The organism is Kribbella sp. NPDC051718, from assembly GCF_040681515.1.
Lineage (GTDB): Bacteria > Actinomycetota > Actinomycetes > Propionibacteriales > Kribbellaceae > Kribbella.
Map to the genome: position 1 here is coordinate 110,868 of NZ_JBFAYZ010000013.1, position 14,689 is coordinate 125,556.

Below are 14,689 nucleotides of genomic sequence, written 5' to 3' on the forward strand. Positions count from 1 at the left end.
TACGCCACTGAACGACAGGTTCATACCAGTCAGCCGGAGGCCGATCCGGCTACTTCGCCCGAGGTGATCCGATGAAGTTTCGTTCCCTTGCCGTCGCCGCAGTCGCGGCTCTATCCCTGACCGCGCTTGCCGCGTGTGGAAGTTCGGACGACAAGAAAGACACCGCCGCCGACTCCGGCCCGAAGACCATCGACGTCTGGCTGATGAAGGGCAGCGTCTCCGACGACTTCCTGAAGCGGTTCGAGACCGGCTTCGCCGCCGACCACCCGGACATCAAGGCCAACGTCCAGATCCAGGAATGGAACGGGATCGGCCCGAAGATCATCGGCGCGCTGGCCAGCAAGGACGCGCCGGACGTGATCGAGGTCGGCAACACCCAGGTCGCGCAGTACTCGGCCAGCGGTGGCGTCAAGGACCTGACCGACAAGAAGTCCGACCTCAAGGGCGACGACTGGATCGAGGGCCTGGCCGGCCCGGGCCTGTACGAGGGCAAGCAGTTCGGCATTCCGTACTACGCCGCCAACCGCGTGGTGCTCTACCGCAAGGATCTGTTCCAGGCGGCCGGCATCACCGCGCCGCCGAAGACCCGCGAGGAGTGGCTGGCCGCCACCGCCAAGGTGAACACCGGCGGCAACCAGGGCATCTACCTGCCGGGCCAGAACTTCTACGTGCTGTCCGGCTTCATCTGGGACGAGGGCGGCGACCTCGCGGTCAAGGAAGGCGACCAGTGGAAGGGCGCACTGGAGACCCCCGAGGCGCTCAAGGGAATGGACTTCTACAAGCAGATCCAGGCGCTCGGCAAGGGCCCGAAGGACTCTGACGAGGCCAAGCCGACCCAGACCGACGTGTTCGCGCAGGGCAAGGTCGCGCAGATGATCGCCGTTCCGGGTGCCGCCGAGCTGATCGCCCAGGCGAACCCGGCGCTGAAGGACAAGATCGGCTTCTTCCCGATCCCGGGCAAGACCGCCGACAAGCCGGGTGCCGTCTTCACCGGTGGCTCCGACCTGATCATCCCGGAGGCCGCGGCCGAGCAGGATGCCGCCTACACCTTCATCAAGGAACTGGCCGGCGAGAAGTGGCAGACCGACCTGGCCAAGACGATGAAGTACGTGCCGAACCGGACCAGCCTCGCGTCGGCGGTCGGCTCGGACGAGGGCGTGGCGGCGATGGCGGCCGGCGCGGCCAACGGCAAGGCCACCCCGAACTCCCCGAACTGGGCCGCGGTCGAGGCGAAGAACCCGATCAAGGAGTACCAGACCAAGGTGCTGACCGGCGGTGACCCGGCCGCGGCGGCCAAGGCGGCCGACGAGATCATCACCCAGGCCCTGAACGCCAAGTAGAACTATGGCTGTGGCTGAAGCAGAGACCTCCACAGCAGCCCCCGCCCCCGAGCCCGGTACGCCGGTCTCGGTCCGGCGGGGGCGACCCCTGTGGGAACGCCTTCTCCCGTACCTGCTGGTCGCGCCGACCGTCGTCGGTACGGCGTACCTGCTGGTCTATCCACTGGTCCGCAACCTGCTGATCTCGTTCCAGAAGTTCGGGATCGCCCAGCTGATCCGCGGTGGCGCCGAGTTCGTCGGGTTCGACAACTACTCGAAGATCCTGAACGACGGGAAGTTCTGGGGCGTCGTCGGCCGGACCTTCGTGTTCACCGCCATCAACGTCGGCCTGATCATGGTGCTGGCCACCTTGGTGGCGCTGCTGATCGGCGCCCTGGGCAAGTGGATGCGGTTCGCCGTGATGGGTGGTCTGGTGGTCGCCTGGGCGATCCCGGTGATCGCCGCGACGACCGTGTTCCAGTGGCTGTTCCAGTCCCAGCTCGGCGTCGTCAACTGGGTGCTGGTCGCGCTCGGGTTCGAGCAGTTCGACGGCAAGGCCTGGTTCGCGGACGGCAACTCGACGTTCGCGATCGTGGTGCTGCTGATCGTCTGGCAGTCGGTGCCGTTCGCGGCGCTGACCCTGTACGCCGCGATGACGTCGGTACCGAAGGAACTGCACGAGGCGGCCCAGATCGACGGCGCCGGCTCGGTCAAGACCTTCTGGCTGATCACCTTCCCGATCCTGCGGCCGATGTTCGGGCTGATCCTGTGCCTGGAGGTGATCTGGGTGTTCAAGTGCTTCGTCCAGATCTGGGCGATCAGCCAGGGCGGTCCGGGCGACGCGCTGCTCACGCTGCCCGTCTACGCGTACCAGATCGCCACCGTGCTGAACCGGTACGACCTGGGCGCGGCGATCTCGATGGTCACAGTGCTGATCCTGGCCGTGGTGCTGCTGGCCTACTTCCGGCAGATGTTCAAGGAGGAGGGCGAACTGTGAGAACCCGCCTCAGCCGCAAGATCACCCTGAACGTGATCGCTCTCGGCGTCCTGCTGTTCTCGATCTTCCCGGTCTACTGGATGGTGCTGACCGCCTTCAAGCCGACCAAGGAGATCCAGGCCGAGACGCCGTCGTTCTTCCCGACCCACGTCACCTTCACGCACTTCAGCACCGCCGTGCACGCGGACGGCTTCTGGACCTTCTGGCGCAACAGCGGGATGGTCGCGATCAGCGCCGTCCTGCTGTCGCTGGTGGTCGCCTGCGGCGCGGCGTACGCGGTCGGCCGGATGAAGTGGAAGGGCCGGCAGGGCTTCATCCTGATGGTGTTCATCGCCCAGATGACGCCGTGGGAGGCGCTGTTGATCCCGATGTACGTGATCGCCCGCGACACGGACATGCTGGACAAGCTGCCGATCCTGACGCTGATCTACTTCATGATGACGCTGCCGTTCACGATCGTGACGCTGCGCGGCTTCCTGAAGGGCATCCCGGTCGAGCTGGAGGAGGCCGCCCGGGTGGACGGCTGCAACCAGTTCGAGGCGTTCCGGCGGGTCGTCTTCCCGTTGCTCGCACCGGGGCTGCTGTCGACGTCGCTGTTCGGCTTCATCACCGCGTGGAACGAGTTCGCCTTCGCGAACCTGCTGATCATCAAGAACCAGGACCAGCGCACGCTGCCGGTCTGGCTCTCCTCGTTCAGCAACACGTTCGGTACCGACTGGGGCGCGACGATGGCCGCCGCGACCCTGTTCATGCTGCCCGTGCTGCTGATCTTCCTGGTCCTGCAGGGCCGCGTCACCACCGGCGTCGCCGCGGGTGCCGTGAAGGGCTAGTCAGCTTCAGGGAACGACAACCGCGTCGTGATCCGGTACCGGTCTCCTCGATAGATGGAGCGGGTGTACTCGATCACGGCGCGGTCCGCGTTGCGGGTGACGCGCTCGAAGAGCAGCGCCGGTGAGTGCAGCGGTACTCCGAGCAGCGCGGCCTCCTGCGCATCCGTGACGGTCGGCTCCGCGGTCTGGACGGCGCTCCTCGCCGCGACCTGGTACCGCGTCCGGAGCAGCCCGTACAGCGACCCGATCTCGAAGTCACGACCGGTGATACCGGGGACGAAGGTGACCGGGATCCGGATCCGTTCGATGCACATCGGCGCCTCGTCGACGATCCGCAGCCGGACCACCGAGACGAGCTGGTCGCCCGGCGAGATCTCCATCCGCTGACCGATCCGGGCGCCGGCCGGTTCGAGGTCGAAGCTGATCAGCTTGCTCTGCCAGGGCGTCCCCTCGGCCGGCGGCACCTGGAAGTCGCCCTCGGCGGTCGGCTCGAGCGCTTGATGAATCTTGCGCGAGCTGATGAACGTGCCGCGCCCGTGCTCGCGGACGACCAGCCCGTCGCGGGCCAGATCGTCGAGTGCCGCCCGGAGCGTCGGGCGGGAGACGCCGAGCGACTCGCTCAGGCTCCGCTCGGACGGGAGCGGCTCACCGGGGTTGCGGAGCTGGATGAGCCGTAACAGCTCGTCCCTCGCCTCGGTCTTTCTCATGCTCTGGAGCTTACCAGTGGTAAAGCTATGAGAGCGGATTCACTCCGTGATTCAGGGTTGACTTTACCAATTGGATAGACCACCGTACGAAGGGATCTCTCCGCCCCGAGACGAAGGTGTGTGAACCCATGACTCGATCTCGCAAGCTCCGCGTCACCGCGGCAGCCGTCGTACTGGCCGCTCTTGCCGCGGCTGGCGCCAGTACCACCGCCAGTGCACGGACCGGCCCCGAGCAGTACCGGAAACCGGCCTGCGGCGCGTTCTTCGACGACTTCAACTACAGCTCCCGGACCGACCCGAACTTCACCGGCCACGACTGGAGTATCCGGACCGGCGGCGGTGGCCCGGGCATCGACGGCACCTGGCGGGCGAGCAGCGTGACCTTCCCGGTCGTGGACGGGCAGAAGTCGCTGCAGCTCCGCGCTTCGACCAATGGCACGGTCAGCGGCACCATCCAGTCGCAGGTGCAGCAGAACCAGGAGCGCTTCTTCGAGGGCACCTACGCGACCCGGTTCAAGTTCAGCGACACCCCGGCCAGCGGTGCCGACGGCGATCACGTCAACCAGACCTTCTACACGATCTCGCCGCTCGACTACGACTGGGAGCCGACGTACAGCGAGCTCGACATCTCGGAGTACCTGCCGAACGGCGGCTGGGGCGAGACCGGTCCGGTCGACTTCATCACCGGCTGGAACACGTACCAGGTTGACCCGTTCGACGGCTGGCGGATCAGCGCCGCCCGCCGCTTCAGCCACGCCGGCTGGCACACGCTGGTCGCCACGGTCGGCGGTGGCCACGTGAAGTACTACATCGACGGCAGCCTCGCCGCTGACCACACCACGGATGGCAGCGGCCACTCGGTCTACCCTCGGCGGCCGATGACGCTCAACTACAACGAGTGGTTCATCGACCTGGACGGGCACAGCGGCGGTACCAGCGCCTACGTGCAGTCGGCCGACTGGGTTTACTACGCCAAGAACGAAGTACTGTCGCCGTCGACGGCCACCGCACGGGTGAACTCCTACCGCTCGTCCGGAACGACACATGCGGACACAATCAGCTGCTGAATCAGTGACCGGTCAGTAGCGTGAGACAGCCTCCACGACCCATGGACTTTCGGTTCGGACCTGAGTACGGTCCGTAGCGGCGTCCGCACCACGCCACCGTCGGAGAAGGGCCTCAGGGTCCTCCTCTCTCAACTGACGGTGAGGTGCCGCCCGCCAGTGGTGCCTCACTGGTGGATGGGCAAGCAGCCCGTGGCAGCAGCTACGAGCTGATGGGGGCCCGTACACCTAGGTGGGGCGGTGAGCGCAAGCGCTCCCGCCCCACCGACTCAATTCTTCTGGGCTCACCCCCCAACGCCGCACCGCCCTTGTTCGTCTTGATGATTGACAGGGAAGGGTGGTGCGCATGGCTGACTGGGAATCCGCGTTCGGCGAGTTGCTGCAGGCTCGTGGTGGCGCGTTGCGTTCCTACGCCTATCTGCTGACCGGCGATACCGCGACCGCGGGCGATCTGGTCCAGGACGCGTTGCTGCGGGTCTTCAGCCGGCTACGCGTCGGCAGCGACGTGGCACAGCTCGAGGGGTACGTCCGCCGGGCGATCCTCAACCAGTACGTCGATGGCCGGCGGCGGGCCAAGCTGTGGCGGCAAGCCCAGCACCTGCTGGTGAACCCGCCGGTGCACGAGGACGCGGACGTCGGGATCGCCGACGAGGTACGACGAGCGTTGTCGACGCTCTCGCCCAAACAGCGGGCCTGCGTCGTGCTGCGTTACTACGAGGACCTGACCGTTCTCGACATCGCGGACCAGTTGGGCTGCTCTGAAGGCACCGTCAAGCGCCACCTGTCCGACGCCCGGACGAAGCTGGCCAGCCAGCTCGGCACGACCGAGGAGAGCATGAGATGACCTCCCGAGACTTGAAAGACCTACTCCAGACGATGGCCGCCGACGGTACCGACCGGGTGTCCGTGGACGAGCACGAACTCGTTCCCCGTATCCGCTCGCGCCGACGCCGTCGCGCGGGCGTGGCAGCAGCAGTCGCCGCGTCGACCGCGGTGGTGGTCGCGGCGGGTGCGTACGCAGTACTGCCTGGTGGTGCTGATGAGCAGCCGCCGGTTGCCGCTCCTCCGCAGCCGACGGTCACGCTGAAGCCAAGCGGGCCTTCCGTGCTCGACTGCGGATCGACCTTCACCGCACCGATCATCGGTAACCCCTCGCTGAAGCTCGACGTGTCGCAGACGGAGGTGGTGCGGGATGGCCCCGGCAAGGGTGCGCCGTTGGACATCCAGCTGACCAACACGACCGACAAGACGCTTGACCTGTTCGGCACCCGGTACGGACCGGCCATCACGTTGGTGAAGGACGGGGTCGTCGTCTCGACCTCGTCGATGGAGACGCTCGCCGGTCAGCGGTGGAAGTACGAAGCCGGCAAGACCGTCACCCAGAAGGTCTTCATCGACACCTTCCGATGCAACACCAACGGAGTGCCGAACAGCACCGAGCAGCTCGCGCCGGGCACCTATCAGGCCTACGCGACGAAGTCCTTCACGCAGACCACCGGCGCAAGCCAGTCGAAGGTCCTCGTCGCGGGCGGTCCCTGGACCATCGAGCTGAAGTAGCCGACATCCGGGGTTTGCCGGATTGTCGGACAAGTTTTGCCGGGGTTTGACGTTCGAACGGGGGCGGGCGGGGGCAGACTGTCTTGCGATGCAGTGGTTCCCAACCGCCCCTGGGAGATTGCCGTGACTGCCCAACGTCTTCTTCGTCCTGCCGTGGTGATGGGCGCCTTGCTGGCGCTGGTCGGCTTCGGCGTCACCCCGTCGACCGCCGCGACGACGGCCACCCTCACCGTGAGTGCTGCCATCGGGCAGCAGAACGGGTCGGTCGGCACCGTCGTCGGCTACGTGGTCGGGCAGCCGACCGCAGCCAACACGGTGATCCGCAGCGGCTACACCGCCGACACCGCACTCGCCTTGGCCGACTCGGCTTCGACGACCTCGACCGGGTCGATGCTGTACGTGCAGATCCCGAGCGCCTTCCGGGCGCAGTACGGACTGCAGACCAACCCGACTCTGCTGGGGAAGCAGATCACCGTCACGGGGACGCTGACGCCTTACTTCACGCCGCATGCGGGGCTGAAGGATCCGACGGCGTTCAGTGGTGGCGGCGGCTCGGACCCGGGTGATCCGCCGGACCCGGGCGACTACTACGCGGCTGCGTCCGGCAAGACCGGCGCCGCGCTGAAGTCCGCGCTGCACACGATCATCTCGAGCCAGACCAAGCTGACGTACGACCAGGTCTGGAACGCGCTGAAGGACACCGACCAGGACCCCGCGAACTCCAACAACGTGATCCTGCTGTACTCCGGTCGCTCGCAGGCCAAGAGCACCAACGGTGGTGGGGTCAACGACTGGAACCGCGAACACGTCTGGGCGAAGTCGCACGGTGACTTCGGTACGGCGACCGGTCCCGGTACTGACGTGCATCACCTGCGTCCCGAAGACGTCTCGGTGAACTCGGCGCGCGGCAACCTCGACTTCGACAACGGCGGCTCGGCGGTCACCGAGTGCCCGGGTTGTACCGCCGATGGCGACTCGTTCGCGCCGCGGGCCGCAGTACGGGGTGATGTCGCGCGGATGATCTTCTACATGGCGGTCCGCTACGAAGGCGGCGACGGCTGGCCGAACCTGGAGCCGAACAACTCGGTGAACAACGGCACCGCGCCGTACATCGGCAAGCTCTCCGTCTTGAAGGCCTGGAGCGCCGCCGACCCGCCGGACGCCTTCGAGAAGCGCCGCAACCAGGTCATCTACGACACCTGGCAGCACAACCGCAACCCGTTCATCGACCACCCCGAATGGGTCAGCTCGATCTGGCCGTAGCGTGGATCGTCGGTAGGTTTGGCCGTATGAGCCCATCAGTACCGCGCTTCCACCTGGCCATGCCGGTCGACGATCTAGCAGCCGCCGCGGAGTTCTACGGCTCCGTGGTCGGCTGCGAACGCGGCCGCAGCTCCGACACCTGGATCGACTGGAACCTCCGCGGCCACCAGTTCGTTACGCACCTGGCGCCGGCGCGCCCGGAGGCGATCCACAACCCGGTCGACGGCCACGACGTCCCCGTCCCCCACTTCGGCCTGATCCTCGAAATCCCCGACTTCCACTCCCTGGCCGACCGCTTCCGGGCTGCCGACACCCCCTTCGTCATCGAGCCGTACCTCCGCTTCGAGGGCAAACCCGGCGAGCAATGGACCATGTTCCTCCACGACCCAGCCGGCAACGCCCTGGAATTCAAAGCCTTCGCCAACGACGAGGATGTCTTCGCCACCTGACCTACGTACTGCCCACGCTGGCGCCTCGGTTCGCTCCTGCGTCGCTCACTCGGCGCTGAGCTCCCGCCCGCCCTGGGCGCGTACTCCTTCGTCGCCCGCTTTGCGAGTGCGAGCCGTCGTCGACGCGGCAGGTGTGGGGTGAGGTCGGTGTGAGCGTTTGGCGGGCTCGCCGTCGTCGGGTGTTTCCCACGCCGGCGCCTCGGTCGCTCCTGCGTCGCTCCCACGGCGCTGAGCTCCCGCCCACCCTGGGGCGCGCGCTCCTTCGTCGCCCGCTTGGCGAGTGCGGACCGTCGTCGACGCCGGGGGTGTTGGGAGCGGTTGCTGTGTGGGCGTTTGGCGGGCTCGCCGTCGTCGACGCGCAGGTGTTGCGGAGCAGGCGCCGTCTGGCCAAAGTGCTGCCGCCTGCCGCCTGCCGCCTGCCGCCTGCCGCCTGCCGCCTGCCGCCTGCCGCCTGCCGCAGATGGGACGGCCCGCGACAGCCGAGTGCAACGGGCGTTGTCGGCGGGCGATGAAGTGGACGGCAAGGTAGGCGGTGGCTGCTAGGCACCACCGGCTGTGCCGACGAGGACCGGCCCGCCGAGGCGGGTGATTGTGGTGCTCAGGTCGGGGGCAACGAGACGGCGTGACGGCGCGCATGCGCTGCCATCCACGAGCAGCCCTCCGAACGGGATCCATGGCGGCCACCTGCTTTCGCGAAGTGGGCGACGGAGGAGCCCGCGTCCGGGGTGGGCGGGAGCTCAGCGCCGTGGGAGCGACGCAGGAGCGAACCGAGGCGCCGGCGTGGGATCTACCGCTCGATACACCTTCCGATGAATACAGCTTTCGATGTACAGTCACGTCCGTGGACACGATCAGCCGTAGTGAGGTGCTGGCTCGGTTCGGGCATGCGTTGTCGGATCCGACCAGGACGCAGGTGATGCTGGCCCTGACCGAGGGGCCGAGTTATCCGGCTGATCTGGCTGAGCGGATCGGCGTCAGCAGGCAGTCCCTCTCCAATCACCTGGCCTGCCTTCGCGGCTGCGGCTTGGTCGTAGCCGAGCCCGAAGGTCGCCGGACCCGCTACGAACTCTCCGATCCCTCGCTCGGCACCGCCCTCACCCAACTCCTCAACGTCGTCCTCGCGGTAGACCCAGCCTGTTGTAGCCCCGACGCGACAGGTGAGTGCCGATGACGGAAGCCACAAACACCCCGCGACAACTCCCCATGATCACGCCGTTCCCAGCGCACGAGCAGCGGCTTCTTCCGCTCATGCAGGTGCAGCCATCGCCGGCGGAGGTTGCCAGGCGTAAGCAGTTGGGGCGGCGGGCGCAGTTGCTGGCTGGGACCAGCGTTGGCTACAACGTGATTGAGGCTGGGGTGGCCATCGCCGCCGGCACCGTGTCCGGGTCGGTGGCGTTGGTTGGGTTCGGGTTGGACTCCGTGGTCGAGGTGGCCAGTGGGCTGATTATCTTGTGGCAGTTCCGGAGTCCGTTGCCGGAGTCGCGGGAGCGGCGGGCGTTGCGGCTGATCGCGTTGTCGTTCTTCGGGCTCGCGCTGTACGTCTCCATCGAGTCCGTACGGTCCTTGCTCACCGGATCGACGCCCGACTCTTCGACGGTGGGGATCGGCCTGGCGATCGCCTCGTTGATCGTCATGCCGGTGTTGTCGGCCGCGCAACGGCGTACCGGAAAGGCCTTGCAGTCCAACTCAGTAGTTGCTGATGGCACCCAAACGTTGCTGTGCACGTACCTGTCGGCGGTGCTCCTGGTCGGTCTCGTGCTCAATGCGACGCTCGGCTGGTCCTGGGCGGACCCGATCGCCGGCCTCGTCATCGCCGCGATCGCCCTCCGTGAAGGAATCCAAGCCTGGCAAGGCAAGGGCTGCTGCGCCCTTAACGGCGCCGCACACGCTTGCGAAGACGGCTGCTGCTGAACTACCCGTTGACCCGGAACGTGGTGTTCCCGACCTGCCGAGTCGACGTGACCCGGCCCGGCACGTGCTGACCAGTGGGCTGAGTGATCGCCGGTGCCGGCGTACCGGGCAACGCAACCCCGGCGTGCGCAGCCGACTGCCCCACGCGTGTCTGTACCCAGTCCTGCAACCCAGGATCAGCCAGCGAAACTCGTGAACCGTTCGGGCTGTCCCGCAACATCCCGCGAGCCACCAGCCCTTGCCGGGCCGCGTCCACCTCTTGCCACTTGCCCGGCCCGGCCGCCTGCGTCTCGCCGGGCATCGCCAACCCCCGCGGTCCCCGTACGGCGACCTTCGCCAGCAGATCCTTCTCCGCCGGCGAGCAGGAATTCCAGGCAGCCTGGTAGAACACCCGAGCCTGATCGTTCACGCGAGCCGTCGCCGCCTTCGCCACGTCAGCAGTGATTCCGTACGGCGGCCGCGCGAACTCCAGCGCCGTCTCCGACAAATCCCGCAACCGGCTCGGATTGCCATTGGCCGACTTGAGCAGCTGCTCCACAGCCTCCGCCTGATAGGGAATCCCCGCCCGACGCAGCGGCTCCGTCACGGTCGGCCGCAACTCGTCGTCCATCAGCGGCGAGCACTCCCGTACGTCGAAACGCCCCGTGACCCCAGTAGCGATCCCCGACATCCCACCGGACGCAGCCATCAACCGAGTGGCAGCCATCTCGCCGCCCGCGCCGACGAGATAGACGCGCTGCCCCTGCCGCTCCAGATGCGCCGACAACTCCGTCAATGCCGCCAGATCCCGATCGGAGGCGACATCGAGGTTGTCGACCATCAGCATCACCGGCTGACCCTTCTTGGCAGCCAGTTCGCCCAGGTTGTCGGCGAGCTGGTTGAGCGTGCTGCCGACCCCGTCCTTGCCCGGCGCCTCCCACTGCTTCTTCACCACCGCCTGAACCGGTGCGACCCCGAAGCGGAGTTCCGCGCCGCGCTGCTCGCTGCGGCTGCGCTGGGTCAGATCCCGCAGCGTCTTCTTCAGCTTGCGCAGCGCGAAGTACCCGTGCTGTTTGCGAAGTCCACCGAGGTCCTCGCTCACCGCCCGGACGAAGCGGTTCTCCAGCGGCTCCCGCGGTGATGTGTCGACCCGGACCGCGATCCAGCCGTTCTGCTGTGCGAAGGCCTGGGCGCGGTCCAGCTCGAGACTCTTACCCATCCCGGGCGCACCGGTGAACAGCACCGAGTTGCCCTCGGGCCCGCGCCGGTCGAGCGAGATCGGCCGGCCCAGCCGATCGGTCCGGGTGACCATGTACGCCGGGCGCCGGGGCGTGCCGAAGACGCGACTCATCTCCCCAGCCAACGCCGCGCAACCTGCCGGGACACGATCAGCAGATGAACATCCGGGCAGTCGCCGTTGAACCCCTCAGAACACTTGATGCGGCCGGCGACGGAAAAGTTGCGCTAAATAGCCACCCAATTCTTTTTCGCCAGAAATAGCCAGGATAATGCACCACCCCCTGGGAAGTTTCCGCTTCCCGTGCCATTCTGCGCAAATGAACACATTTCGGGTGGGAATAACGGCTTTGCTGGGAATGGTGTCGATCCTGGTGGCGGCGCCCGCCACAGCGGTGCCCGGCGCGGCTCAGTCGCCCGACCCGAAGCTGACCGTCACGGACGTGGATCTCGGCCGGACGGCCGTCGCCGTCTCCGGCCTCAACCGGGTCGCCGTGCCGGTCACGGTCAAGGCCGGCTACAACTCTGATGACCCGATCGACCAGAACACCCTGCTCAATGTGTTCCTGAAGCGATCCGGCGGAATCGGCGCGGTCTCGCTGATGGTCGCCGGCCACCTGACCCGGACCGCCGGAACGCTGAAGAACGGCACCTGGACCGGCACGGTCGACGTGCCCTCGACCGCGAACGGGACCTTCCACGTGTTCGGCGTGCTCCCCGGCGAGACCCTCGACGGCTCGGACGGCAACTCGACCACCGAGACGCTCTTCAATGGGCCGAACCTCGCGGTCACCGGGTTGCACCAGCCGAAGCTCGGCGTCTCGGTGATCCCGAAAGTAGTGCCGTTCGGCTCGGGCTTCACGGTGAAGGCTGCCATCTACGACTCCGCCACCGGCAAGGCTTACAGCAGCCGGATCCTGCTCCAGATCCAGAACGACAACCTGTGCATCGAGCACGACGCCGGCTCGAAGTACACCGACCGCTCCGGCATCCTGATGGCGTCCTTCCCGGCCGCCGCCGCTGACTTCGTGACCTGCGTCCGGGTGCGCGGCAAGTACTTCGACACCCTGGCGACCAGCTGGCTCGTACTCCGGCCCGGCATCGTCAGCGCCACCCCGTCCAAGACCAGCGCCAAGGTCGGCACGATCGTGCCGGTCAACGGATCGGTGCGCGGTGCGCCGGCCGGCTGCGCGGTCACCCTGCAGCGCCTGTACGCCGGATCGCAGTGGCGCGGCGTCAGTACCGGAGCCGTCCGCAGCAGCGGCCGCCTCACCGTCAACGCTCAACCGCCGTATGTCGGCAACGTCAGCTATCGCGTCTCCTTGCCGACCTGCGGCAGGTACCAGGCCGGAGTCAGCAAAATCTTCGTGATCAGAGGAATCTAATGCACGTTCGAAGAATTCAGGTGGTGATCGCGGCGCTGGCCGTGATCGGATCGACGATGGTCGCGCTACCCGCGGCCCGAGCGATGCCACCGGACCCGGACCTGACCGTCACGAGCGTCACGCTGGGCCGTGCGTCCGTCGCGGTCTCGGGGCTCAACATGGTCCCCGTACCGGTGACGCTCAAGGCCAGCTATCCGCCCAGTAGCCCGCCGGACGCCCACAAGGTGCTCAGCGTCGTCCTCAGACGCTCGGGCGGTGTCGGTCCGCTCAACCTGATCGTCGCCGGCGACCTGGTGCGGACCGCCGGTACGGCGCAGAACGGCACCTGGACAGGCAAGCTCAACGTCCCGTCGACGGCCAACGGCACCTTCAAGGTCAGCGGGGTGGTCGAGTTCGACAGCTACACCGGCGACGACGGCAGCAAGCCCGGCCCGACGCCGTTCGCGGGCCCGAGTATCGCGATCCGTGGCGTCCACATTCCGAAGATCGGTGTCTCGGTGGTCCCGCGAGTGGTGCCCTTCAACGCGGCGTACCAGGTCAGGGCCGCCATCTACGACTCAGCGACCGGCAAGGCCTACGGAACCCGCATTCTGCTGCAGGTCGTCCGCGGCAACCTCTGCGCCGAGTACGACGCCGGATCCAAGTACACCAACACGGCCGGGCTCCTGGTGACGAACTTCGCGGGGGCCGGTGGAGACATCAACCACTGCGTGCGCGTGCGGGGCCGGTACGTGGACACGCTGGCCTTCCACTTCTACCCACTCCGGCCGGGCATCGTCTCGGCAGCACCGGTGAAGACGAGTGCGCCCGTCGGCGAGGTCGTACTGGTCAATGGTTCTGTCAAAGGCGGGTACTTCCCGACGCCGCGCCCGGTGACGCTGCAGCGGCTCTACGGGGCCGTGTGGCGCGGGGTCAGCGCCTCGTCGGTTCGGCAGAGCGGCCGGATCACGCTCACCGCGCAACCGCCCTCTGTCGGGAGCTTCACCTACCGGGTGTACTTGCCGGCCTTCGCCTATTACCAGGCCGGAGCCAGCAAGAGCTTCGTGATCCGCGGGACCTGAGGACCGTTTGGGCGGGGTGGGTTAGCCTGACTTAGGTATGCCTAACTCATTCCGCCCGACCGTCGAGAGGACCGTGCTCGCGTGAGTACCCCCGCACCCCGTAACCGCCGCGCCAAGCTGGGGGTCGTCCTCAGGACCGAGCGCGTCACCCCGCACATGATCAGGGTGGTGCTGAGCTGCGACCAGTTCGTCGACAACGGCACCACCGACCACTACGTGAAGCTCCTCTTCCTGCAGCCGGGAGTGGAGTATCCGGACCCGCTCGACATGGGCGAGGTCCGCGAGAAGCTGCCGTCCGAGAACTGGCCGACCATGCGGACGTACACGGTCCGCTCGTGGGACGACGCCACCAAGGAGCTGACGATCGACTTCGTCCACCACGGTGACGAGGGCATCGCCGGGCCGTGGGCCGCGGCGGCTCAGCCGGGCGACAAGCTCTGGTTCAACGGTCCCGGTGGGGCGTACTCGCCGCAGGAGACCGCCGCTTGGCACTTGCTGGTCGGCGACGAGAGCGCGCTGCCGGCGATTGGTGCCGCTATCGAGGGCCTGCCGCCGGGCGCGCACGCCAAGGTGTTCGTCGAGGTCGAGAACGAGACCGAGGAGCAGAAGTTCAGCGGCTCTGGTGAGGTCGAGCTGACCTACGTGCACCGCGCTGGGGCGACCGGTGAACGCGGTGACGGCCTGGTCGAGCTGGTCGAGGCGCTGGAGTTCCCGGCCGGCGACGTACAGGTGTTCGTGCACGGCGAGGCAGGCTTCGTACTGCGGTTGCGCAAGCATCTCTTCGCCGAGCGCGGTCTCGCGCGCGGCCAGGTCTCGCTGTCCGGCTACTGGCGGCTCGGCAAGAACGAGGACGGCTGGCAGGCCGAGAAGGCCGACACCGCCCGCAAGGAACGCGAAGCCGCCGGCAACTGAGCTGTCGCCGGATGATTCC

15 protein-coding genes are annotated in these 14,689 nt (G+C 67.2%); 13 read left to right on the forward strand and 2 right to left on the reverse strand.

Going from position 1 to position 14,689, the window contains the following annotated elements:
* The first annotated feature begins 71 nt into the window (after window positions 1–71).
* The 3 genes from AB0M15_RS36505 to AB0M15_RS36515 are packed head-to-tail and all read left to right on the forward strand — an operon-like array spanning window position 72 to window position 3,146.
* Window positions 72–1,340: an extracellular solute-binding protein gene (locus AB0M15_RS36505; RefSeq protein ID WP_363829510.1), complete on the forward strand. Its 1,269-nt coding sequence runs from the start codon at window positions 72–74 to the stop codon at window positions 1,338–1,340.
* 4 nt (window positions 1,341–1,344) lie between these two features.
* Window positions 1,345–2,316 carry a sugar ABC transporter permease gene (locus AB0M15_RS36510; RefSeq protein WP_363829513.1) on the forward strand — a complete coding sequence of 324 codons (972 nt, stop codon included), beginning with the start codon at window positions 1,345–1,347 and terminating at the stop codon, window positions 2,314–2,316.
* The gene (locus AB0M15_RS36515; RefSeq protein WP_363829515.1) at window positions 2,313–3,146 is read left to right on the forward strand and encodes a carbohydrate ABC transporter permease; all 834 of its coding nucleotides are present in this window, start codon (window positions 2,313–2,315) and stop codon (window positions 3,144–3,146) included. The genes AB0M15_RS36510 and AB0M15_RS36515 overlap by 4 nt, the downstream gene beginning before the upstream one ends.
* Here the strand turns inward: AB0M15_RS36515 and AB0M15_RS36520 are convergent.
* Window positions 3,143–3,853, reverse strand: coding sequence for a GntR family transcriptional regulator (locus AB0M15_RS36520; RefSeq protein WP_363829518.1), 711 nt, complete (start codon window positions 3,851–3,853; stop codon window positions 3,143–3,145). The two genes, AB0M15_RS36515 and AB0M15_RS36520, sit on opposite strands and share 4 nt — an antisense overlap.
* A gap of 128 nt (window positions 3,854–3,981) precedes the next feature.
* Between AB0M15_RS36520 and AB0M15_RS36525 the strand changes: the two genes are divergently transcribed.
* The 7 genes from AB0M15_RS36525 to AB0M15_RS36555 all read left to right on the forward strand — a co-directional run bounded on the left by AB0M15_RS36525 (window position 3,982) and on the right by AB0M15_RS36555 (window position 10,097).
* On the forward strand, window positions 3,982–4,920 hold the full coding sequence (locus AB0M15_RS36525) for a glycoside hydrolase family 16 protein (RefSeq protein WP_363829520.1): 939 nt from the start codon (window positions 3,982–3,984) through the stop codon (window positions 4,918–4,920).
* A 343-nt stretch (window positions 4,921–5,263) separates the two neighbouring features.
* Window positions 5,264–5,761, forward strand: a complete 498-nt coding sequence (locus AB0M15_RS36530) for a SigE family RNA polymerase sigma factor (protein ID WP_363829523.1) — start codon at window positions 5,264–5,266, stop codon at window positions 5,759–5,761.
* Window positions 5,758–6,474, forward strand: a complete 717-nt coding sequence (locus AB0M15_RS36535) for a hypothetical protein (protein ID WP_363829526.1) — start codon at window positions 5,758–5,760, stop codon at window positions 6,472–6,474. The genes AB0M15_RS36530 and AB0M15_RS36535 overlap by 4 nt, the downstream gene beginning before the upstream one ends.
* Window positions 6,475–6,597: 123 nt before the next feature.
* The gene (locus tag AB0M15_RS36540) at window positions 6,598–7,737 is read left to right on the forward strand and encodes an endonuclease (RefSeq protein WP_363829529.1); all 1,140 of its coding nucleotides are present in this window, start codon (window positions 6,598–6,600) and stop codon (window positions 7,735–7,737) included.
* Between the two features lie 26 nt (window positions 7,738–7,763).
* Window positions 7,764–8,186 (forward strand): VOC family protein, encoded by a 423-nt coding sequence (locus tag AB0M15_RS36545; protein ID WP_363829533.1) that lies wholly within the window; start codon window positions 7,764–7,766, stop codon window positions 8,184–8,186.
* A gap of 841 nt (window positions 8,187–9,027) precedes the next feature.
* Entirely contained in the window at window positions 9,028–9,357 is a 330-nt protein-coding gene (locus tag AB0M15_RS36550; protein ID WP_363829540.1) for a metalloregulator ArsR/SmtB family transcription factor, read from the forward strand.
* On the forward strand, window positions 9,354–10,097 hold the full coding sequence (locus AB0M15_RS36555) for a cation transporter (protein ID WP_363829547.1): 744 nt from the start codon (window positions 9,354–9,356) through the stop codon (window positions 10,095–10,097). The genes AB0M15_RS36550 and AB0M15_RS36555 overlap by 4 nt, the downstream gene beginning before the upstream one ends.
* Window position 10,098: 1 nt before the next feature.
* Here the strand turns inward: AB0M15_RS36555 and AB0M15_RS36560 are convergent, their stop codons facing one another.
* Window positions 10,099–11,427, reverse strand: coding sequence for an ATP-binding protein (locus AB0M15_RS36560; protein WP_363829554.1), 1,329 nt, complete (start codon window positions 11,425–11,427; stop codon window positions 10,099–10,101).
* Window positions 11,428–11,632: 205 nt separating this feature from the next.
* Between AB0M15_RS36560 and AB0M15_RS36565 the strand changes: the two genes are divergently transcribed.
* The 3 genes from AB0M15_RS36565 to AB0M15_RS36575 all read left to right on the forward strand — a co-directional run bounded on the left by AB0M15_RS36565 (window position 11,633) and on the right by AB0M15_RS36575 (window position 14,670).
* Window positions 11,633–12,697, forward strand: a complete 1,065-nt coding sequence (locus AB0M15_RS36565) for a hypothetical protein (protein ID WP_363829559.1) — start codon at window positions 11,633–11,635, stop codon at window positions 12,695–12,697.
* Complete coding sequence (locus tag AB0M15_RS36570; protein WP_363829566.1) at window positions 12,697–13,758, forward strand: hypothetical protein; 1,062 nt, start codon at window positions 12,697–12,699, stop codon at window positions 13,756–13,758. The genes AB0M15_RS36565 and AB0M15_RS36570 overlap by 1 nt, the downstream gene beginning before the upstream one ends.
* A gap of 81 nt (window positions 13,759–13,839) precedes the next feature.
* Complete coding sequence (locus AB0M15_RS36575) at window positions 13,840–14,670, forward strand: siderophore-interacting protein (protein ID WP_363829572.1); 831 nt, start codon at window positions 13,840–13,842, stop codon at window positions 14,668–14,670.
* Window positions 14,671–14,689 lie beyond the last annotated feature (19 nt).

Coding starts and splice junctions, on each gene's coding strand:
- AB0M15_RS36510 (WP_363829513.1), top strand. CDS start 1,345: ATGGCTGTGGCTGAAGCAGAGACCTCCACAGCAGCCCCCGCCCCCGAG.
- AB0M15_RS36560 (WP_363829554.1), bottom strand. CDS start 11,427: ATGAGTCGCGTCTTCGGCACGCCCCGGCGCCCGGCGTACATGGTCACC.
- AB0M15_RS36565 (WP_363829559.1), top strand. CDS start 11,633: ATGAACACATTTCGGGTGGGAATAACGGCTTTGCTGGGAATGGTGTCG.
- AB0M15_RS36570 (WP_363829566.1), top strand. CDS start 12,697: ATGCACGTTCGAAGAATTCAGGTGGTGATCGCGGCGCTGGCCGTGATC.
- AB0M15_RS36525 (WP_363829520.1), top strand. CDS start 3,982: ATGACTCGATCTCGCAAGCTCCGCGTCACCGCGGCAGCCGTCGTACTG.
- AB0M15_RS36545 (WP_363829533.1), top strand. CDS start 7,764: ATGAGCCCATCAGTACCGCGCTTCCACCTGGCCATGCCGGTCGACGAT.
- AB0M15_RS36505 (WP_363829510.1), top strand. CDS start 72: ATGAAGTTTCGTTCCCTTGCCGTCGCCGCAGTCGCGGCTCTATCCCTG.
- AB0M15_RS36555 (WP_363829547.1), top strand. CDS start 9,354: ATGACGGAAGCCACAAACACCCCGCGACAACTCCCCATGATCACGCCG.
- AB0M15_RS36520 (WP_363829518.1), bottom strand. CDS start 3,853: ATGAGAAAGACCGAGGCGAGGGACGAGCTGTTACGGCTCATCCAGCTC.
- AB0M15_RS36530 (WP_363829523.1), top strand. CDS start 5,264: ATGGCTGACTGGGAATCCGCGTTCGGCGAGTTGCTGCAGGCTCGTGGT.
- AB0M15_RS36535 (WP_363829526.1), top strand. CDS start 5,758: ATGACCTCCCGAGACTTGAAAGACCTACTCCAGACGATGGCCGCCGAC.